The sequence below is a fragment of the Bacteroides sp. D1 genome (genome assembly GCF_000157095.2).
Classification (GTDB): Bacteria; Bacteroidota; Bacteroidia; order Bacteroidales; family Bacteroidaceae; genus Bacteroides; species Bacteroides xylanisolvens.
In genome coordinates this window covers 59,660-82,797 of record NZ_JH114333.1, presented here as the reverse complement: position 1 = coordinate 82,797, position 23,138 = coordinate 59,660, and the positions used below count along the sequence as shown (strand labels likewise).

Annotated in this window: 11 protein-coding genes; 1 reads left to right on the top strand and 10 read right to left on the bottom strand. The window is 47.2% G+C overall.

Annotated features, from left to right (window positions below; genetic code table 11):
* Positions 1–11: 11 nt before the first annotated feature.
* On the top strand, positions 12–2,030 hold the full coding sequence (gene mobC, locus BSAG_RS17200) for a conjugal transfer protein MobC (RefSeq protein ID WP_004291482.1): 2,019 nt from the start codon (positions 12–14) through the stop codon (positions 2,028–2,030).
* A gap of 131 nt (positions 2,031–2,161) precedes the next feature.
* Here mobC and BSAG_RS17205 read toward each other — a convergent pair whose 3' ends face one another.
* The 10 genes from BSAG_RS17205 to topB all read right to left on the bottom strand — a co-directional run bounded on the left by BSAG_RS17205 (position 2,162) and on the right by topB (position 23,135).
* Positions 2,162–5,416: a P-loop NTPase fold protein gene (locus tag BSAG_RS17205; RefSeq protein ID WP_004291481.1), complete on the bottom strand. Its 3,255-nt coding sequence runs from the start codon at positions 5,414–5,416 to the stop codon at positions 2,162–2,164.
* Positions 5,417–5,432: 16 nt separating this feature from the next.
* Complete coding sequence (locus BSAG_RS17210) at positions 5,433–6,563, bottom strand: ATP-binding protein (protein ID WP_004291480.1); 1,131 nt, start codon at positions 6,561–6,563, stop codon at positions 5,433–5,435.
* A gap of 301 nt (positions 6,564–6,864) precedes the next feature.
* Entirely contained in the window at positions 6,865–7,470 is a 606-nt protein-coding gene (locus tag BSAG_RS17215; RefSeq protein ID WP_004304269.1) for an RteC domain-containing protein, read from the bottom strand.
* A gap of 238 nt (positions 7,471–7,708) precedes the next feature.
* The gene (locus BSAG_RS17220) at positions 7,709–8,131 is read right to left on the bottom strand and encodes a dihydrofolate reductase family protein (RefSeq protein WP_004291474.1); all 423 of its coding nucleotides are present in this window, start codon (positions 8,129–8,131) and stop codon (positions 7,709–7,711) included.
* Between the two features lie 279 nt (positions 8,132–8,410).
* Positions 8,411–9,733, bottom strand: a complete 1,323-nt coding sequence (locus tag BSAG_RS17225) for a sigma-54-dependent transcriptional regulator (RefSeq protein ID WP_004291471.1) — start codon at positions 9,731–9,733, stop codon at positions 8,411–8,413.
* The gene (locus tag BSAG_RS17230) at positions 9,726–12,044 is read right to left on the bottom strand and encodes an ATP-binding protein (RefSeq protein WP_004291467.1); all 2,319 of its coding nucleotides are present in this window, start codon (positions 12,042–12,044) and stop codon (positions 9,726–9,728) included. The genes BSAG_RS17225 and BSAG_RS17230 overlap by 8 nt, the downstream gene beginning before the upstream one ends.
* On the bottom strand, positions 12,044–13,969 hold the full coding sequence (tet(Q), locus tag BSAG_RS17235; protein ID WP_004291466.1) for a tetracycline resistance ribosomal protection protein Tet(Q): 1,926 nt from the start codon (positions 13,967–13,969) through the stop codon (positions 12,044–12,046). Before tet(Q) ends, BSAG_RS17230 begins: the two co-directional genes overlap by 1 nt.
* A 657-nt stretch (positions 13,970–14,626) precedes the next feature.
* Positions 14,627–20,443, bottom strand: a complete 5,817-nt coding sequence (locus BSAG_RS17240; RefSeq protein ID WP_004291462.1) for an N-6 DNA methylase — start codon at positions 20,441–20,443, stop codon at positions 14,627–14,629.
* A complete protein-coding gene (locus BSAG_RS17245; protein ID WP_004304266.1) occupies positions 20,433–20,885 on the bottom strand; it encodes a DUF1896 domain-containing protein in 453 nt (150 codons plus the stop codon). The genes BSAG_RS17240 and BSAG_RS17245 overlap by 11 nt, the downstream gene beginning before the upstream one ends.
* Before the next feature lie 162 nt (positions 20,886–21,047).
* Positions 21,048–23,135 (bottom strand): type IA DNA topoisomerase, encoded by a 2,088-nt coding sequence (gene topB, locus BSAG_RS17250; protein WP_004291456.1) that lies wholly within the window; start codon positions 23,133–23,135, stop codon positions 21,048–21,050.
* Between the last annotated feature and the right edge of the window lie 3 nt (positions 23,136–23,138).

Genomic DNA, 23,138 nt, shown 5'->3' with positions numbered 1-23,138 from the left:
AAAATCAATGTATGTCACAACAAGAAGACGATTTGAGGGCATTGGCGAAAATCATGGATTTTCTGCGTGCCGTGAGTATCATTTTAGTGGTCATGAACGTGTACTGGTTCTGCTACGAAGCCATCCGGCTGTGGGGCGTGAACATCGGCGTGGTGGACAAAATCCTTCTGAACTTCGACCGCACGGCGGGGCTGTTCCATTCCATTCTCTACACGAAGCTGTTTTCCGTCCTTTTGCTTGCCTTGTCCTGTCTGGGTACGAAGGGTGTCAAGGGTGAGAAAATCACTTGGGGGAGAATCTGGACAGCATTTGCCGTCGGGTTCGTGCTGTTTTTCCTGAACTGGTGGTTGCTGCCCCTGCCGCTGCCGCTTGAAGCGGTGACGGGACTGTATGTCCTTACCATTGGAACGGGCTATGTCTGCCTGTTGATGGGTGGTCTGTGGATGAGCCGCCTGTTGAAACACAATTTGATGGAGGATGTTTTCAACAACGAGAACGAGAGTTTCATGCAGGAAACGAGGCTTATCGAAAGCGAGTATTCGGTCAATCTGCCGACACGTTTCTATTACAGGAAACGCTGGAACAACGGTTGGATCAATGTAGTTAATCCCTTCCGTGCGTCCATCGTGTTGGGTACGCCGGGCAGCGGCAAGTCCTATGCCGTGGTAAACAATTTTATCAAGCAACAGATTGAAAAGGGCTTTAGTCAATACATCTACGATTTCAAGTATCCCGACCTATCTACTATTGCCTACAACCATTTGCTGAACCACCCGGACGGCTACAAGGTAAAGCCGAAGTTCTATGTGATCAACTTCGACGACCCGCGACGCTCTCATCGGTGCAATCCCATTCACCCGGATTTTATGGAAGATATTACGGATGCCTATGAGAGTGCCTACACAATAATGCTCAACCTCAATAAAACGTGGGTGCAAAAGCAGGGCGACTTCTTCGTGGAGTCACCTATCATTCTGTTTGCCAGTATTATCTGGTATCTCAAAATCTATCAGAACGGGAAGTTTTGCACGTTTCCCCATGCTATCGAGTTTCTGAACCGCCGTTACGAGGATATATTTCCGATACTGACCTCTTATCCGGAGCTGGAGAACTACCTTTCGCCGTTCATGGATGCGTGGCTTGGAGGGGCTGCGGAGCAGCTCATGGGTCAGATAGCGTCGGCAAAAATCCCGCTTTCGAGGATGATTTCACCGCAGCTCTACTGGGTGATGTCAGACAGCGAGTTTACGCTGGACATCAACAATCCCGAAGAGCCGAAAATCCTCTGCGTGGGTAACAATCCCGACCGTCAGAATATCTACGGTGCGGCACTCGGTCTGTATAATTCCCGTATCGTGAAGCTCATCAACAAGAAGGGGATGCTGAAGTCATCGGTCATCATCGACGAGTTGCCCACAATATACTTCAAAGGGTTGGACAATCTTATAGCTACCGCCCGAAGCAACAAGGTTGCCGTGTGTCTGGGCTTTCAGGATTTCAGCCAGTTAGTGCGTGACTACGGGGACAAAGAGGCGAAAGTGGTGATGAACACTGTCGGCAATATTTTCTCCGGTCAGGTGGTGGGGGAAACAGCCAAGACGCTCTCCGAGCGGTTCGGTAAGGTGTTGCAGAAACGGCAGTCCATCTCCATCAACCGGCAGGATGTTTCCACCTCCATCAACACGCAGATGGACGCGCTCATTCCACCGAGTAAGATTTCCGGGCTTACGCAGGGAATGTTTGTCGGTTCTGTATCCGACAACTTCAACGAGCGTATCGAGCAGAAGATTTTTCATTGCGAGATTGTGGTGGATGCCGAAAAGGTGAAACGGGAAGAAAGTGCCTACAAGAAAATTCCCGTCATTACAAACTTCACGGACGAGGACGGCAACGACCGCATGAAGGAAACGGTGCAGGCGAACTACCGGCGCATCAAGGAAGAGGTGAAGCAGATTGTGCAGGAGGAACTGGAGCGTATCAAAAACGATCCGGTGCTGTGTAAACTGCTACCAGATAATGAGACTGTCTAACAAGTCCCCAAAATTGAAAATTATCCCTATCGAAGTTTGAAGTGACCCCCAAAAGTTGGATACAATTTTTTTGGGGGGCACTTCAGTTCTGACGGGTAAAATCGTAAAATTCGGACTTGTTAGACAAATACTTACGCGGTTTCAACCTCAGGTACTGAATCTATCGAATTGACAAATTTAACCAATTGCGGATCTGAATCTTTTTGTATGAGGTTTCGGAGACTCTTTTTCAATTCATAAGCATCATCCCCTGCTGTATTTATTAAATCCATATAAAAATCTTTGTTTTGCAGAATCAATGAACGGCATGCCCCATCGGAAATTACAGGTTTCACTATTTTATCAATAACGTCTCCAGCTTGACTTTTCAAATTACCATGCGATCTAAGCCATGTTTCGAAAAATTGAAACTTTATTGCATTGATAGTCTTTTTACCGATGCAGAAATCATTTCTTATATCGGTAACTGTCGATTTAATTTTTCGTTTATCCAATCTTTCAACTATATTCTTGAAACAATTAGGGAAAGGATTCAAACTTTGAGTTCCAGAAGCAATATCCATCAGAATCTTTTTGCCAAATTCAGTCAAGTTATCTGGCAAGGATTTGATTTTAGCCAGTAAATGTTTTATTGCGACAAACCAATAATATGATGTATGTGCTGTTCTTTGGGCGTATAATGTATCAACACTTATTTCAGACAACGCTTCGAACGCTATTTTATTGATATGATCGGTCAGGACATTGCTTATTTTAGTGGTCAAATCGTAAAAAGATGCGTCAGGAATTACATCTTTAATATTGTTCTTAGTGATATACTTATCCAAATCGGTATTCCACTCTGCTAAATGCTCGATAAATACCTCATCCGTTACACCTATTCTGTTCTTAATATCTTCAAATTGGGGCAATATGTCTGAGAGCAATAATTTATAGCCAAGTTTATGATTTACCATGTATTGTAGTGTTTCATTTAATAGCGGTATATTCCATCCCACACTATTTACTAATAAGTCTCCATGATCCACATAATAGTCCATGAGTTCTGCAACATATTTTATATCTCCACCCTCTATTAAGGAAACGGAATGACCATGTGCCAATTGCATGGCGACTAAATCGTAATATCCAGACTCTTTAATGTTTCGGCCATCAGTTTCTAATTCAGAATGCAACTGATTTATGTAGGTTGAATCTAACGTTACAGGTAAAGGTCTTTCTTCGTCAGATGCCAATAAACGATAGGTTGTAAATATAGCCCCTATATTATCTTTATTTACATTCTGTTCATCAATGCAATTCGTGATCGCTTGCAAAAGCGTTGGAAACGTATAGGTAGAATTATCTTTTAACGTTTTTACAATATCTGCATGGTCGAAATTATCGGGTAGTAAGTTTGCCAAATAATTATCGAGCGCCTCCGAATTTGTTGCTACTTGATAATATTTATATGCTTTAGTTGTCGCGTTATCCCGATAGGCAGCATCTGTTGCATTTGCAGCTTGAATATAATCGATAAATGTATTTGGCTTGACTGTTTTTGCTTCAATCAATGACGTAAAATCGCACGCCAACTTATTTTGCGCAATAAACCTGTCTATTGCATCTAACGTTTTGAAATAGTCGCCGCCATTGAAGTCATTGAACCGAACTATCTTCTTATATAATTGAGCAATCACATGGTTTTGGCTTTCCGTGTCTAAATGCAACAGCAGTTCTTGGTATTCGACAGGGAACACCTGCTTCTCTATGGATTCTTTTAATTTCAATTGTGCTATTCTTTGCCATACACGCAGAATAACATCGCTCTTTCGAGTTAATTTATGCAAACAATGTATAATCTTATCGATAAGCGCATTGTCCATACATTGTATAACTTCTTCTAATACAGTGTCAAATTGTTTATTAGTCTCTGCATATTGATTTATGTCGTGGTCTTCTTCTCCGTTGATGCAGCCTTCAATATATTTTTTCAATGGAATTTGTCGAGCATCTTCAACATCGACACCATATACCAAAGCTGCAATTTCGCGTTGTGTTTGCAGATCATTGTTAATTATTGTTTGAATGCCATTCAGATAGTCGCCGGACAATATTTGTTCTACTGGATTTGCCAGAATATCCGTCTTCTTCAAACAGAACAATGCTATGTTTATCATCAAAATTTCGTTACACCACTCTTGTTTAAGAGCGACCATCTCATTGATATATGATATAATTTCCCTAACATTGGCATTAGGATTTACCAATCTGAATATCCGATTTATAGTTTCTTTCGCTTCATTTTCTGTTTCTCCAAATGCTTCAACAAACAGTTTGTTGAATATACTTCGATAGTCGGTAATAACAGGAGGAGCAACACGATAAACAATAGGGAAAGTTTTATTGATAAAATACTTGGTCAGTTGTTTCGTTTGTTCGTCGGTCTCATCTCCGAATGCACAAGCTAAATGTGTTTCATCGAAAGGAATAACAGCCCAAACATTTTCAAAACCGCTATCGGCGAAGAACGTATGGATAGAAGACCATAATTCTTTTACTTTTTCAGCGGGGAGACGATCCATGTTGTCAAAAACAAGGACTAATTTACGTTGTCCTTTTTCCTTGATAAAATCAGAAATGTCTTGCATCCATGTTTTGAACTCGTAAACCGTTGGTTCGTCTTCGCTCAAAGTCTCATAGCAAACGTCCTTTTCGACTTTATCTTGATAAATAGCTAACATATAACTCCATCCATATTTATGATCTTTGCTATATGCCCATTTCCAAACGCACAATGCAATAAGAACTGGCAGTGCAGCTATGATAATAGACAATAAAGAAAACCACCATGTTGTGGGTGTAGGTTTTACTGCATACGCAATAAATGTAAATATCGGAGTTAAAACTGCAACCAAAAATGCCGCAACCATACCATTACTGATAAGGGGATATTTTTCGGTTACGGTCTCCGTTTTACGGGCTAATAAATATTTCAGCTTTTCAGACCATGATACGGTTTTCGTACCTCCACCTTTGACTTTTATTGTTGCATTTCCAGATAGGATACCATCATCAATAAGTTTGCTTGTAAGCAATTCCAATATAGAGCGGCGTTGCAAGTCCTCTTGATGTCCCCATGCGTCATACTCAAAAAAGTAATAGTCGTCTGATAATTCACGTTCCAACATTTTAACCACGTTGGATTTTCCAGATCCCCAAATACCTTCGATGCCGATAATTCGAGGTAAAGTACATTCCTCATCCAATGAATCATTCTGACAAAAATGGCGAGCAATAGTTTTTGCCAACCTTTCTTGCGAACCTCCATCGAATTTGTCAATACCACACGGTTTATTTTGGATAAACCGCGGATATTGCTGTTTGGATTGTAGTTTTGTTTCCATATACGTAATTTATTGATTATACGAACTCCAAATAATTCTCCCGATTTACCACATGAAACTCGGCATAGGGATAGGCTTCTTGGAAGGCTTTCGGTGCGGCCGGCATTTTATTTCCCCACTTGAACTCCAAGGCGGTAAGACTGTCGGCACTCTCCTCAATCAGGTCGATTTCCTGTTTGTCGTAGGTGCGCCAGAAATAGAACTCCCTGTGCAGTCCCTCATTGAAGTTCGCTTTGCGCCGCTCTCCGATGATGTAGTTCTCCCACAGCGCACCGACATCCTGCCGAATGGCCAGCGGTGAGAAAGCCCCGATAATGGCATTGCGAATGCCGTTGTCGTAGAAGTACCACTTGCCAGCTTTTGTAACCTCCTTGCGTAGGTTACGCGAATAAGCCCCCAGACGATAGATAACGAAGACCTTTTCCAATAGGTCGAGGTATTTTTCAACGGTCGTCTTGCTCATGCCGAGTTGTTTACCTAACTCTTCGTAAGAAACTTCGCTGCCCAACTGAAAAGCTATCAATCGCAGTAAATCGCGCATCTTGCTCGAATTTTTTAAGCCGTCAATTGCTAAGATATCTTTAAGCAGGTATGCACCGACAATATCACGTAGGTAGTCTGTTTTACGTTCATAGTTCTCCATCATTACTACTTCGGGATAGGAACCGTAAATCAAGCGCGCTTCGAGGTTCTGGCGGGTTTCAAGTGCCGTTTCCGTCTGTGCGATTTCCCGTTGCGAGAATGGTGTAAGGAGAAATTGCGTACTGCGGCCGACCAACGGTTCACCAGTCTTATTCAGCAAATCGAATGACGAAGAACCACTTGCCAAGACACTTATTCCCGGTATTTCATCAACTATCAACTTCAGAATACTACCGATTTGTGGTATGTTCTGTGCCTCATCAATAGCCAGCAAATCAATACCATCCAATAAATGCCGATAATTGGCTATTGAGCGATTCTCCAATAGTGCTAATGTGTCGTAGTCTTCGCCGTTGAGCATCATCGTCCTACCTGAATAGTTGTCCACAATTTTACGCATCATTACCGTTTTACCAACACGGCGAGCACCAAAAATCAGTACTGCTTTATTGGGCGCGATTCGTGCTGTAATCTTCTCTTGAAGTATTCTATTTACTGTTTCCATACCTTATAAAATATAATGCAAAGATAATCATATTTTTTTAATTGGCGAATTTTACAAAAAAAACGGGCTATTAAATGGCGATTTTTACAACCACAATCTTATGGAAGTTGTTTCATTGTTTTTAGTAATGATATATGTTCATACTATGATGACTCAATAATTTACCAGACATACGTTTCTGAAATTTGTCCTTATAGGAATGAAAAACTCACATATATTGTGCTAATTAATATATAATTAAATGAAAATAAAAAGACAGGATACGAGTATTCCTGTCTTCTCATATGTAATGGATATTTTTTTATTTTCTCATCCGCTCCAACTCCTCATCACGCAACATTCTCTCGTTCAGTTTTTCCTGCATCCTGTCAATGAAATAGGTGCGGCTTTCGTTCTTCCGGCGTTTGATATCAGTGTAGAAGCGGTAGCAGTCTTTAGAATCAACCCCGAATATCTTATAGAGAAGTGGGGCGAGCTGTTTGAGCGGCATATTGCCGTTGTTGATGCAGCCCATCACGTCTATGCCGTAGATAAGTTCCACGAGGTCGATGGCATTGCCCGTCCATTGAAGAAGGCTGGCGGTGGTTTCTGTTGCGTTGTTGGCGGATATTAGTGGTGGCACTTGGGGCGTGGCAAGGAATTTCTGCATCTTTCTTACGAAAGACAGAGCCTTGCTGACGTAGGCGGCAATCTCTCTTTTTTCTTCTGACAGATTACGTACGGGATGGTGCTGCAACTCGATTTCGATGTAGGCAAGCGCGATGACGGTAAGGTTCATGTCCATGCCGCCGTTGCACAGTTCGATCACTTGGGTGGCGAAAGCCGTGTATGCCGTTTCCATATTGCAGTCGCCGGCTTCGTTTATCAGGCGGAAAAAGTCGGTTTCCGCCAGCAAGAAATAATTCATGGTTCTGTCAATTTTGAAAATTACACTTTGTTTTCTGCGTGCGCACATGAATATAATTGGCAAAAAACGCGGCAGAAAATAAAAAATCCAACACTCAATTTTACAAAGTGCTGGATTTCAGAGGTATAAAATTCAGTATTTTTTCACAAGGACAAATTATCTCCGACTTAAATTGTTTGTAATCGGAACATTTATTCTATTCCTGAAAATAGAAATGTATGCTTGCCGCACATTTTGGCTATCTTGCTTTTTTATCAAGGATATAGATAATGCGACATACACCGTTGGGATAGCTTTTCAAAGAGGAAAGCGTCCAGTGTTGCTCTGGCAGAGCCGACTTAAAAAAATGTCGTCCGCTTCCGGATATGAAAGGAACGGTGTATAGTATGATTTCATCCACAGCGTGCATCCGCAGCAGTCCGTTTATATAGTCTGCCGTGTCCGGTGTGGCTTCCGCGAGGTAACGGATGTTTGTGCAGTCTTTTCTCCATTCGTGCAGCATTGAAATGGAATAGTCCGGTGTCACACGGTAAAAGGCTTTCTTCCTGATTTCATCAAGACCGCAACGGTCAAGGCACAAATCCTGATGTGCTTTATCATATAACTCTGAAGAAAGACATCCGTCCATCGTCAGTACGGCGAGAATCTGAACTTTACCCATAATCGTTTCCTTTCGTTAGGCAAGGGTAAAAAAGTAGCGTGCAATTCACACTACCTTCAAGCGATGGCTCTGGTAAAGCCTTTACGGAGAGTACGTGAATGCACGCTATGCGTAAGCATAGCATAAGCATCACGCAATCGTCTCCGTAGTTCCAATTTACCAGATTTTCGCTTGAAACGCCTTGCGGTCTTATCCTATATGTTGGCGGCGAAAAGCTCCTGCCAATCGCCGTTTTTCTCAAATGTTATGCAAAGATAGCCAAATTCAGTGAATTACGGGCTATGATTGCTTGAATTTATATTTAAGTCCATACTCTTCAAGTTTGCTGTATAGTGTTGTCCTGCCTATGCCGAGCAGTTCTGCGGCGACACTCCGGTTGCCGTTTGCCTGTTTCAACGCACGCAATATCCGCTCCTTATCCTCCGCGTCATTGCGCAAGGCGAAGCTGACAGTAGAGGTCGGTTTCGTCACGGCAAGTTCCAGATGCTCTTTCATGACAACACCTTCCTGCGCCTGCAATACAGCACCCATAACTTTCTGCCGAAGTTCCCGCACGTTGCCCGGCCATGCGTGTGTCAGCAACGCTTTACGTGCTTCGGAACTGAACCCGCTCACGCTACACTCCAGCTCTCTGTTTGCCATATCACGGAAGAACTCTGCCAGCGGCATAATGTCTTCTTGACAGTCACGCAACGGAGGAACGGTTATCCCGAAGTCGTGCAGGCGGTACAGAAGATCCTGCCGAAAACGCTTTTCATTCACCGATACCTCCAAATCTTCATTGGTAGCAGCGATGATGCGGACATTGAAATTCCGGTCTGCCTTGTCTCCGACCGGGCGATACCGCCTCTCCTGTATGGCACGGAGCAACATCTGTTGGGTTTCCAACGCGAGGTTTCCTACCTCGTCCAGAAACAACGTGCCGCCTTCCGCCTCATGGAAATATCCTTTCTTGGCATTGTCCGCACCTGTAAATGCACCTTTGACGTGTCCGAAGAAAGCCGACGGTGCAAGCTCTTTGGAGAGTGAACCGCAGTCCACCGCCACAAATGGCTTGCCTGCACGTTTGCTCTTGTCATGCAACAGGTGGGCAATATGCTCCTTGCCCGTGCCGTTCTCACCAAATATCATCACGCTCATATCGGTGGCGGCTACCAGCCTTATGCGGTGCATGATTTTCTGAAAGGCGGAACCTTCACGGGCGAATATAGGCATACGGCGTTGTCCTGCCTGACGTTCTTTCAGTATGGAACGGATCAGGGGGACAAGTTTATCCTCCACAAGCTGTTTGGGAATATAGTCTATCGAGCCGAGTTTCATGCTTTCCACGGCGGTATTAACTTCGGCGTAGTCGGTCATAATGATGAAGGGCTGCATCTTTCCCTCCTTTCGCATCCAGCACAAAAGGTCTATGCCACTGCCGTCAGGCAGACGCAGGTCGGCAACCACGATATCATTATCTGTTGCCTGTTGCAGATGTTTCTTCGCGGTTGAGAGGTGGTAAGCCTTCATATTGCGGTAGCCCTCCCGTGACAGCATATTGCAGACATATTCGCAATACACGATGTTGTCTTCCACCACAATTATTTTTGTCTTATTCATCTTCGTATTTTCTCCTTTCCTCTTCTGCCAACCGTATTATTTCCACTCCCTTATCCAGCACGGCAGTCACGGCATGGCTTAACGCTTCACCATCCGGGAGAGCATCGCCACGAAGCAATCCGTAAAGTACATTCAGCGGTTGGTCGGCACGGAGCACCTCCCACGAACTGCGCAGGTGGTGGATCAGGGAATCCAGCTTTTGCAGGTCTTTTTCTTTTGCTGCATCCCGTACCGCCTGCATTTCCTTTTCTGTTTCAGTTATCAACTTTTCCAGCATGACGGCTTCATTGCCATAGGACAATAAGGCGGAAAAGTCCGGTTTCCCGTCCGGTGTCGCTTTTATGGCACACCTGTCGGAAACCTCCATCAGTTCCGATATGGAGAACGGTTTGAACAGGCATCCGGCAAAGCCTTTTGCCAATAGTTCCCCTTTGTTACAACTGCCCGAAGCGGTTGCCACAACCACCGGGATTGTTGGTGAATTGCCCACGTTGGACGAACGCAACAGTTCCAGCAATTCGAAACCGTTTATATCGGGCATATTCAAGTCTGTCAGCAACAGGCTGTATTCTTTCTGGCGTATCATTTCCATCAGTGCCGCAGCATCGGTGCAAGTGTCGCAGTGTATTCCTTCTTGGGAATACATCTCTTTCAGCATCAGAAGTAATACCTCATCATTGTCAATGGCGACAACATCATGGAATTTATTGTTATGATAAACAGGTGTATTGCTTGTATATCCAAGCTGTTCTTCAGCTTCCTGCATAGAAATTTCAACTGTGAAACGACTGCCTTTCCCTTTCTTGCTGTCTAAACGGATTGTTCCGCCAAGCATCGACACAATATTACGCATTATGGCAAGCCCAAGCCCGAAACCCTCCTTTGCGGCGGCATTTGATAGACGTTCAAACGCACCGAACGCTTGTTTCTGTTCCTCTTCTGTCATGCCTGTACCTGTATCTTCAACGACCAGTGTCAGAACTCCATTATCATATTCAGTAATCAAAGAAACACCGCCTTCTTCTGTGAACTTGACAGCGTTTGACAGCAGGTTATTCCCGATTTGTATTATTCGCTCTTTGTCGGTCAATACAATGGCATCGTGTCCAGTCTTCACGGACAAGGACAGCCCTTTGTTCACGGCAACAGGCATGAACTCCGTTTCAAGTGTGTGCGTGATTGCTGAAATCCGGCAGGGTGACAGACGGGGCTGTTCCTTGCCGTTGTCCAGGCGGAAGAAGTCAAGCAAAGTGTTAAGCATATCCCGCATACGGTCGGAGGATTGCAGTATGTTTTGGATATACTGCCCGGACTTATCCTCACACTGTTCTTTCCGTATCAGTCCGGCATAGCCTGTTATTGCTGTCAGCGGTGTGCGCAGTTCATGGGTGATAGTATGTACCGCCTTCTTCCTTGACGTTATCAGTGCCTCGTTCCGTTGTACGGATTGTTCCAGTTGCCTTATCAAATCAGTTGTCTTGTGCTTGTATTGTTTAATGCTTTTTGCATCACGATGTATGATGATGTAGGAAATTAACAACAATAGAAGAACGAATCCCATTAAACCGCCTACTTGCATAAATGACTTTTCACGCATGGCAACTATTTCGTTTTCCCGGCTTTGCAGTTCGGTTTGTACCTTTTCTTCTATTTGGCAAATCAATTCTTGCAGTTGTCTGTTAAGTTCTGCATTACGAGCTGCAAGGCTGTCGGCTTGTTCCGACAATTGGCGATCCTGCACTTTCTGTTCGCTGATTACGTTTCTATTGACCGAATGAAGGATAGTGGTTGATACTGCTGGAGTTACTTCCTTTTTTTTGCCGAATATGCCTAAGAAACCTTTTCGTTTTGGCTTTTTGGACTGTTCCTGCACACTTTTCTGTACAATAACCGGAATTTGATTGGCTATCTTCTTGTTAATAGATTGTTGTTCATCCATTAACCGGACTATCTGGAACATCTGTCGTTCCTTATCCTCTAAAAGACTGCGCACACTATCGATGCGCTCTGCTGGATAGGTGGCCTTGAAACGGCAGAGCATACTGTCCATTGCCATACGCCGTGCATGGTAATGCTCGATATCTTTATCGTTCCATTCCAGTATTGTTTCACCCAATAGAGAAAATTTTATCATTTGAATATTGATATTGTTTATTTCTTTTCGGAGCTCGTCTATTTTTTTATTGCCAAGTTCTAATGCTTCTATCTCCTGCCATTCATAGAGGCTATTATATGCCATACATCCGATAAGAATGGAGATAAGTATATATCCCAACCGTATTGCCTTATAGAAATTTCCTGACCGCTCCATTATTTTAATGACATTGATTTTTGGAACATGAATAAAAGTTTATCTTTTTCGTTCATGCGGATATTATCAGAATAACCGTCTTTTGTTATTTGATACCCACATGGCTTAACCATAAAAATGCCTAAGCCCTTAGTGTACGAACTTACTTCTGAGGCATAGTCTTTACTTGTATTTAATGGAACTTTCCCTTTAATATGACACCACTCATTATTACAACTGATGTCTTCAATCTCAGACATCAGTTTTTGCAAATCTGTAATAGCTTTGGAACTCGCTACTTGGGGTATCTGCAACTCAAAACAGAGCATCGGTTCGAGAATGTCCACACCTGACTGTTGCAAAGCCAGCCTGAAGACATAAGGGGTCAGCTGTCTGAAATCAGCAGGTGTACTTACCGGGCTATAATACTCGGCTTGAGTAAAAGTTACTTTCAGATCTGTCACTTCCCATCCATGTAAACCAGATTGGCAAGACATACGAATCCCTTCAAAAACGGCATTTTGAAAAGAATGGTTCAGATAACCATAGGAGATGTCACTTTCGATTTGCAACCCTGCCCCTAACGGTAAGGGTTCAAGAGTCAGCCCTATTGTGGCCCAGTAAGGGTTGGGTGGTACTTCGATCTGAATAATCTTATTGACCTTTTTTATAGGTCGTTCTTTGTAGATAGTCTTGATCTCATCAAAATGGACCTTTACGGAAAATCGTTCTTCCAGCAATGTCTGTATGATTTCCTTTTGGGTCAAACCATATAACGAGATTTCCAATTCATCACTATATGAGTTTATGGAAAAGGACAAAGACGGGTCTTCAATCCACAATGTATTCAGAGCGGATATCACCTTGCTTCTCTCTTCGGGCTTATTTGGCCGGACGGAGGATTTGAGAGCGGGATGCTGATGAGATAATCCTTGAATCAAACAAGGTTTAGCACCTAAATAATCTCCGATTCGAAAATCTTCTATATCTTCTACAATCGCGATATCATTGGCACCCACTTCATCAACATTTATCTCTCTGCCCTGATAAATAGTCTTTAGATTTTTAATCTTGATGAATTTTTCCGAATCGTTGATTCTTACAACGTCTCGAAGTCTCAGACTTCCGTCAATTATTTTAAGAAAACTTCTTTTATGCCCTTTGGGGTCATGCTCTATCTTATAGAGATAAGCTGAAAGTCTGTTTGAGACTGATGCCGGAGGAAGTATAAAAGAAGAAATGGCGTCCAACAACTCATTGATACCGATATTGAACATTGCTGATCCATGTAGCACCGGATAGACTTTGGCTTTTGCCACAAGAGCGATTATCGTATTCCAATAATCAGCCGGTGAAATTTCGCTATCCGCCAAATATCGTTCTAATATATCGTCGTCATGGTTGCATACAAATTCTTTGTATTCTTCCTTTATATATGTTTGGGAGCAAACCGGATAAACCGATCCATCGACAACAGTTTGCATAAACAGGACATCTTGCGACAGATTTGTTTTTATATCCATATACAAACGCTCCAAATTCACACCGGCACGGTCAATCTTATTGATAAATATAATTGTCGGGATTTGCAGCTTTTGTAAAGTACTGAACAGCAACTTTGTCTGCGCTTGTATGCCTTCCTTTGCGGATAAGATGAGGACTGCTCCATCAAGCATTTTGAATGTCCGCTCCACTTCCGCAATAAAATCCATGTGTCCCGGAGTGTCAATGATATTGCATTTCACTCCATTCCAGATAATAGATGTCGTAGAAGCCCGGACAGTAATTCCTCTACGTTTCTCTATATCCATAGAGTCCGTTATGGTGTCACCATTATCCACACGGCCGCACTTTTCCGTTGCTCCACTGGCAAACAGCAGATTCTCGGTTACGGAAGTTTTTCCTGCATCAATGTGAGCAAGAATTCCTAAATTTATAATATTCATTTGGATTAAGCAATAATATACTACAGTAGATGCATTGTCGAAACGCACCTTTTAATACCTCCTCGTAGCATATGAGAACTACAGGATTACTAACTCGTATTAATATGTATATTATTACTGCCGCATAACGATTACAAAATTACACAAAAAAATATATCTAACAAAAGTGGGAGGATTTTTTAACTTTTTACCATAGACATTTTATTAGGGAAGCGTAGGTTCAACTGGCAAGTACAAATAAGTAGAAATGTTTGAACAACACCGTTTTAGGAAGTTGAAAAATCAAGTTTCTCTCTCGGTATAGCGTTTATTTTGGCCAATATCTTCTTTAGTTTAGCATTTGTGTATTTCCCATTCGTGTTCTATTTAGCTCCTTATTATGAGTATGTAGCAAGTTACTTATCAAATTCAGCCTCTTTGAGGGTCAAATATGGTTTTGCAAATGGTGACTGACAAGACATAAACAAGGTCAGCAGGAATTTTTTACATAAATGGACATGAATGTATATAACCTAAAATAAGAATAAATTTTAATAAGGGCTGCCCAAAAAGAAAAAAATGCAGTTGCCATCCTATAGATACTTGCAGAAAGGATAAAATTTACTTTTAGACCTTTTGGGATAGCCCTTATTAATACTTCAGATAAAATTCCTTAGGTTATATTTTCAATCCTTTGGACCGGGTTTCCTCCTTGGCATACAGTCCCGGACGCCCGATTATGACATGGTTGGCAACGATACTATCCGCCGGACTGCGTATCTGCGGCGGTGCATTTTCGGGATATTGCGCCTGCCTGTTCCTCACATCTTCCGCTTCCGGCTTGAGCTGTTGCCCTTCATTCTCCTTTTCTGCGACTTCGGGCGTGGGTGGCGCAAGCTCCAGCTGAATTTTTCGGTCAAGGGCGGCAAGTTCGGACTTCAACTGCTTCAGCTCGTCCTCCTTCTTCCACACCTTACCCGCTATCTCCTGTAACTGCGGTATCTCCATCTCCAGCACCTCGTTCTTCGCCTTGTACTGGTCGATGATGGAGGGTATCCTCTCCATCGCGTTGAGGAAGTTGCGGGCGGCGGCCAACGGGTCAGCCATCGCCAGATGCCCGTTGTTGTAGGTGTACTTGTAGTTCCCCTCGACCACGAAGCGGTTGTCGGTGAACTCCAATCCCTCTTTGAGTATCCTTTCGCTCACCACCTTTATCGGAAAACCGTAAAGTTCACCGACCTGCGTGTACAACCCTCCGGTCGTGGCATTCTTGGCTATCTCCTGCAAACGCTTTCCGATGACCTTCTCATCGGCGGAATCCACTCCGTCCACCTTTATTATATTAAGGCGGTTGCCCTCCTTGTCGGTCTGCACCACCGACAGGAAGCGGTTCCAGTCCTCCGTCATGGCATCTATGAAAGCCGTGTTGTTGCGCAACTCGCCGGTCTTTGACTCCAGCTTGAACTCCGAATCACGCTTGCCCTTGTTGAACGACTTGCGTTCCCCTTCGAGCGATGCGATCCGCTTTTCCAGTTTCGCCTTGTCCAACAGGTCGGTATTGCCGGAGAGCAACGCCATGTATTCCGAGAAATTCATGCCCGATTTTTCGTCCATTGCCCCCTCGTCGATGGTACGCGCACCCATCGCACCGCTTTTGAGCTGGCTTATGAAAGTCTGCTTGCAGTGCAGGAGGTTGAACTTGTAGCTGTCCAGTGACTTCTCCACCGCGTAGATGATTACATCCACGTTGTTCCCGGCGAAATGTTTGGCAATCTCATTACCTGCCCTAACTCCGCGTCCGTCACGCTGTTGCAAGTCGGACGGTCGCCACGGCGTATCGAGATGATGGATAGCCACACACCGTTTCTGGGCGTTCACACCCGTTCCGAGCATAGAGGTAGAGCCGAACAGCACACGCACCGTCCCGGCGTTCATGGCGTCTATCACCGCCTTCCGCGCCTTGTCGGTCTTGCACTCCTGAATGAAGCGCACCTCGCTTGGCGGTATACCGTAGTCCTCCGTCAGTTTGCGCTTGATTTCCGAATAGACGTTCCACCCGTCGCCCGGCTGGTATGTCCCCAAATCAGAGAAAACGAACTGCGTGCCTTTCTGGGCGTCGTATTTTTGATAATACTCCGCGATCATCTTGGCACAGTGACTCGCTTTGTTGTCGGGATGATCTTCGTAATTCGGGTCTATCATGCGCATGTCGAGTGCCATTTTCCGGGCATAGTCCGTGGCGATGAGCATCTTCGCCTTTTCTTCCGTTTCCGAAAGCGGCAGCCTGCCCAACAAGGTGGCATCGCCCGTCTTGGCGAACTGCATCAGTTTCTGTATGAAGTCCTCCTGTTCCGGCGTGGGCGGTATATGGTGCAGTATCTCGTTCTTGGCAGGACGGTCAACGCCCACATCCTCCGCCGTGCGGTAGTCCGTGATTTCATTATAGAAGGCGGCAAGCTCCGGCACTTTGATGAAGTAGCGGAAACGCTCCTTCTGGACCACATTGTTCGTCACGTTAAATTCAAAATCCGTCGTCTTCTTGGCAAATATCGCCGCCCAAGCGTCGAAACACCTTATGTCCTGCCGTTCCAGCTCCTTCGGGCGCAGGTACTTGAACAGCAGGTACAATTCAGTCAGTGAGTTGCTGATAGTCGTGCCGGAGAGGAAGGTCGCACCCAAGTCTTTTCCTGTGCGCTCCTGTATGGTGCGTATGGCAAAGAGCATGTTAAGTGCCTTCTGGCTTCCCTCGCTGTTTCCCAATCCCGCCACACGGTCGTGGCGCGTGTTGAAAGTCAGATTCTTGAACTGGTGGCTCTCATCTATGAAGATGTGGTCGATGCCCATCTGCTTGAAATCCACCACGTCGTCCGTGCGTGACTTTATGGCGTGTTCCACCTTCTCCAGCTTCGCTTCAAGGTTGTGCTTGCGCTTCTCCAATCCTTTCAGCATCGCCCGCGACACGTTCTTTCCCTGCTGCCGTAGCACTTCGAGGTTTTCCTCCACCGTGTCAAGCTCTGCTTGCAGGATGCGCTGCTGCAATTCCGGCGACTGCGGTATCTTGCCGAACTGGTCGTGCGACATGATGACGCAATCGTAGTCGTTGTTCTTTATATTATTGAAGAAGCGCACACGGTTGGCGGTCGAAAAGTCCTTCTCCGAAGCGTACAGAATACGTGCGTTGGGATATGCCGCCTGATAGGTGGCTGCAATCTCCGCAACGTTGGCTTTCAGCCCGATAATCATCGGCTTGTGTGCCAAATTCAGACGCTTCATCTCATGCGCGGCGATGCACATTATCAGCGTCTTACCGGTTCCCACCTCGTGGTCGCAAATTCCGCCGCCGTTCTGTTTCAACATCCAGACGCAATCCATCTGTGAGGGATAGACGCTCTTGATACCCCGGCTTGCCAGCCCTTTCAGGTTGAGGTCGGGAAAGGTCTGATGGGAGCCGTCGTAGCGCGGGCGCACGAAACAGTTGAACTTGCGGTTATACATCGTCACAAGCCGCTCCTTGAACTGCGGCGACTGCTCTTCGAGCCATTCGGAGAAGCCGTTTCGTATCTCGTCAATCTTGGCGTTGGCGAGTTGTATTCCCTCGCTGTCGCGCATCTTGATGTCGTTGCCATGCTCGTCCTTGCCGATGGACTTCATCATGTCAGGGCAGGTGTTGTGCAGGGCGTGTTTTAGGAGGTGCATACCGTCATAGTTCCGGTAATACCCCTTCACCAGAAACTCGTCCGTGATTTTCATGGTGCGGTAGCCGCACACCACCGAAAACTCGTCCATGCTTGCGGAATAGGCGATTTTCACCTCCGTGTCGAACAGCCGGCTCATGTAGGCGGCATAGACACCCGTCGGAATCCAGCGTTCCCCGAAATTGAAGTCCAGATCCTCGAAGGCGATGCGCTGCGGCTCGGCATCTTTCAGAGCCTCCAACGCCTGCTTCACCTCCGGCATACGCTCATTTTCGGGATTGTCACCCATCCATGCCTCTATGCGTTCCGCTTTCTCTATGACATTTCCGGCGATGAAACGGTCTTTGATTTCGTAACCGGTCACGAGCGGATTGTAGTAGATGCGCCCTTGCAGGGCAGTGAGCAAATCCTCCGCCGTGCTGTCGGTTATCTCCCGCATATAGTCGAGATTGACCGTACCATATTTGTTGAGCGACGCAGACAGGGCTTCTTCGGGAGAGCCTACGTTGGCATGGCTCTCCACCGCGAAGGAAACAGGATGCTCGAAGATGTCCGCCTTGACGAACTTTCCGTTTTCCATCCGTTCCAGCGAAAGGATGTCGCGCCCGCCCGCATCCATCATCACTAACTTCACGTTCTGCTTGGCGTTGAGGTTGCCGTAGCGCATGACAAACTCATCGTAACAGGTATTCAGATGCTCTCGCCACGGAACATTTGCCTCGCGCCGGAGCGATTCATAACGGTACAGACGCTCGTAGGCGTCACGCAGCGACACATACAACAACGCCTTTTCCTTCTGGTATCCTTTCAGGTCGAGCGGCTGGAATGTCGCCCCGTATGGCGTGATGTCTTTCAGGTAGCCGATGTTATGACGCCCCCGGTCAGCCACCAGCGACCCTTCGCGCAGGTGCATCTCCGGCGTGCGGTGGTAGGCACGCGGAGAAAGGTCCACGACTTCCTCCTTCGGCTTTTCCGCTTCGATGTCGGGGAAAAGGAAAGTCCCCACCGCTTCCGATGGGGTATCTGTAACGGCAGGTGCGGCGACTGCCTCCGGCTGTGTTTCCTCCTGTCGTGGCTGCTCACGGGAAGTTTCCGGCACGGCTTTCACTTCCGTCTTTTCCGCCACTTGTTTCTCGTTATGCTGCCTTGCCAGTTCCCGAAGTTCTTTCCTACGCTCCGGCGTCAAACCCATCATCATTTCATAGAAACCGTTGATGGGAGGATTGGTATCCCAGTCCAGTGTGGCATAGATGTCGTCCGGGTCGGCAGGCTTGGCGGTGTTCTCCGCTTTCACCTCCTTATTCTCCATTGCGGGTTTTGCAGTTGGAGCTGTCGGTGTAACCGTGACTTTCGGTTTGGGCGGAGTGGACTTTGCCGTAACTGCCTTTTTCACCGTCTTTTTCTTTTTGGAGGTTTTCGGTTGGCTGACCTCTTCCGTCATCCCCCAGAGGTCAAGCAGGGTGAGCTGCACGCCTGCGGAATATTGCGGGCGCGGTTCTATCTCCGGCTTTTCATCTGCGGGTTGCGGCTTTTCTGTCGGAGTTTCCACCGTCTGCGCCGAGGATACTGTTTCCAATTTTATGGCAGGACGCTCTACTTTATTTTGAACGGCAACTTTTTCTTCCGTTCCTGCCTGCCGGATTGAACCCGAATACAAGCGCATGGCAAGCCTGTAATGGAAATCCTCGTCGAGCATACGGCGCAAATCCCCGGCGATGCCTGCTGCCTTGCCCTCGTGCAGATAAACCATAGCGGGCTTCCCGTAGGGGTCTGTGTCAAGTTTCGCCATCGTATGCACGATGCGTTCCGGGTGGTGGATGAAATAGGCGTTGTCGGTCAGGGCGGTTTTCGTGTCCGTCTGTATCACGGTCATCAGCCGCTCGTCCTGCGACATTTCCTTCTTGCTGAGGTTCTTTTGCAGGACAATCAGGTCACTGCCCACCTCCGTGCCCGCGTTGTCCGTGAACAGGTTGTTGGGCAGGCGTATCGCGGATACCAGATTGGCCTGACTGAACAGCTCGTTACGCACGGAGGTCTTGGTGCTATTCAATACCCCTTGCGAGGTGATGAACGCCACGATACCGCCGTCACGCACGGCATCCAGTCCTTTGAGAAAGAAATAGTTGTGGATGGTTTTCTGGGCGGAGCGTCTGCCGAAAGAGTCGCTCCGCTGAAACTCCGCGTCGAACACGGCAATGTCACCGAACGGAATGTTGGACACCGCCAAGTCGAAATAATTGTTGAACGGTCTTTCGATTTTCTCAAAACCGCAGGTGCGCATTTTCTGGTCGGGATAGAGATGCCTCAAGATTGTACCCGTGAGCAGATCCTTCTCGAAAGCCATCACATCCGCATTGGGGCTGTGCCGCAGCATGGAATCCACGAACACGCCGACACCTGCCGACGGTTCGAGCATACGGGCGGGGCGGACGCTGTAATCTGCCAGCACGTCCGCGATGGTGTCGGTTATCTCTTTGGGGGTGTAGAAAGCGGTCAGCACGGACGCTTTCAGCGAATCCACAAACCGCTTGTACTCTGTTTCGTCCTTGCTGTTCTCACGGATAAGCCTGTGCAGCTCCACCGTCGGGGCGAACAGTTCGAGGTCGGATTTCGCCCACCGGACGGCATCCGTCAGTTCCTTTGCAGGGTTGAGGATACATTTCAGACCGCCGAAACCGCAGTACCTTTGAAGTATGGCACGCTCTTCGGTTGTCGCTGTCCTATTTTCCCTGTCAAGGATGAATGCCGTCCGTATCGCCTCGATGTTGTCCCGCAGTTTCTGTTTGCGGTTAAACGCCATATTCGTCTAAGTAAAGGACGGTTGCTCCCGTCAGCTCCGTGTAGAGCAGGTCGTAATCGGAAGACAGGGCGAAATTGTCATCCGAGAGGTCATAGACGGAGAACACGTTGCCGACAAGCGGCAGCAGTTTCAGGACAAAGGCTTCACGCTTCTCTTCCGGCACTTCATCGGCAAACTCGTTTTCCACGACTTCGCGGAGGATGGCGTAACGGGAATAATGCAGCCCGCGCAGCAGCGTGTCCATCGCCAGTTCCTGCGCACCATCGGCGGGATAGCCTTCAAGCCGTGCCCTCTCATACGTTTCGGCGGCACGGTCGGCCCGTTCCCGTATGAAAGCGGTGTCGTCAGCCTGTTCAAACTTGTTCGTGCGGAGATAGTCCAGCAGGTACAGACCGTAATAGGAAAAGTCGGTCTGACCCTCGTTTTTCTTCTTGTTGTTCATTACTTTGGATTTAGCGGATTGATAATTAACGGGATAATCGGTTGGAAAAAGGAAGAAAAAGGCACTCGGTATCCCTCCGAGTGCCACCACTAAATCCAAAGTATGAGTGTAATCCGGTATCGAAGAACAATTCATTACTCTGAACAAGTGGCAAAGTTAATACTATTTCTTCCGTCCTGAAAATTTCTTGTCCTTTTTAGCCTCCGGGAACACAAAAGTCGTGTTATATTCCCCGTCAAAGGCGACAACAGCATCGAAACTCTTGCCCTGTTTGCTCTTGAACCCTTTGAGCAGCTTGGTATGCCCTTCGGTGAGCAGGTCTTTGATTTCATCGTCGGACAGGGTGCGTCCCGCTTTCAGCCGGAACACGGGCAGTCCGCACTCCGTGTTGTCGCAGCGTACCACCTTGCCGTAGAACCGCATCCTGCCCGTGCCACACTTGGGACACGCGCAGCCGGAGTCACGGCTGCCGAAGAGCTTGTCGCACGAGATCAGTTCGGAGGTTATCTCACGTGTGTACGCCTCTATCTCCTTGCGGAAGGTGTCGTCGGACAGTTCCCCGCGCTCGATACGCGCCAGCTCCTTTTCCCATTCGCCCGTCATGGCAACATCGGCGATGCGCATCGTCTTGACGACGGAATTGAGGGCAAGTCCTTTTTCGGTGGGAACAAGCGACTTCTTGCAGCGTTCCATGTAACCGCGCTTGAAAAGCGTTTCGATGATGGAGGCGCGTGTGGCGGGAGTACCGATGCCACAGTCCTTCATCGCCTGCCGCAGTGCGTCGTCCTCAATTTCCTTGCCCGCCGTTTCCATTGCCGAGAGCAGGGTGGCTTCGGTATGCAGCGGCTTGGGTTTGGTCTTTCCTTCGGTAATGGACGAGCCTTTCGGTGTCAGCGTGTCGCCTTCCTGCCAGCCGGGGATGGTAATTTCCTCTTTTTCCTCGCCATAGACGGCACGCCATCCGGTTTGCTTCACGACGCTGCCTTTTACGGTAAACTCCACTCCGGCACATTCCGCCGTGACAGTGGTCACATCCTTGACGCATTTCTCAGAGAATGCCTCGACCATGCGCCCGGCAATCATCTGATAGATGGTATTGTCCTCTTTGGAGAGGAAGAGCGGTTTCTCACCCGTGACGAGCAGGGCATGGTGGTCTGTCACCTTGCCGTCGTCCACGCTGCGGCGTGTCGGGGCGGCTTTTGCCCGCACCTTGTCTTTCCATTCGGGCTGTGTGCCGATGAAAGCGAGCAGTTTGGGAATTTCGGCAAACACGTCTTCGGGGATGTAGCGGCTTCCCGTTCTCGGATAGGTTATCAACTTCTTTTCGTAGAGTTTCTGCGCGATTTCAAGCGTCTGTTCCGCCGTGAAGCCGTGCTTGGCGTTGGCTTCTTTCTGGAGCGTGGTCAGGTCGTAGAGCAAGGGAGTTTCCTCCGTCTTCTCCTTGCGCTCGGCTTTCGTGACAGTGGCGCAACCTGCCGCCTTTACCTTATTATATAGTTCCATCGCCGGTTCTTTCTCTTTCCATTTCTCGGAGGATGAGAATTTCACGACTTCGCCGTCGCAACCGTCCGTTGCGATATGGAGCTGCCAGAATGCTTCGGACGTAAAGCGGCGGTTCTCCCAGTAGCGTTCACATACCATAGCCAACGTTGGTGTCTGCACCCGCCCCACGGAATACGTGCCGTGTCCGGCGGCGATGGATAACGCCTGTGTGCCGTTGATGCCCACGAGCCAGTCGGATTCGCTCCGCGCTTTGGCGGCGAGGTAGAGGTTGTCGTATTTGCTGCCGTCTTCGAGTTTCCGCAGTCCCTCGCGGATAGCTTTGTCGGTGAGAGAGCTGATCCACAGGCGCACGAAAGGAGTGGTGCAACCCGTATAGTGGTAGAGGTAGCGGAAGATAAGCTCTCCCTCGCGTCCGGCATCGGTCGCCACGATGATATGTTCGCTTGTGTCGAACAGTCTTTTGATGACTTTTATCTGCGACACCACGCCGCTGTCGGGCTTGTAACCTTTCTCCGTCCTGACCTGACGGGGGACGAGCGTGAATGTGTCGGGAATAATCGGGAGGTTGTCACGGACAAATCCGCGCACGCCGTAGCCGTCGGGCATGGCAAGCTGAACGAGGTGTCCGAATGCCCATGTCACGGCATAACCGCCTCCCTCGAAATATCCTTCCTCTCTCTTTGTCGCGCCCACGATGCGGGCGATTTCACGTGCCACGGAGGGCTTTTCTGCAATGATTGTCTTCATGTC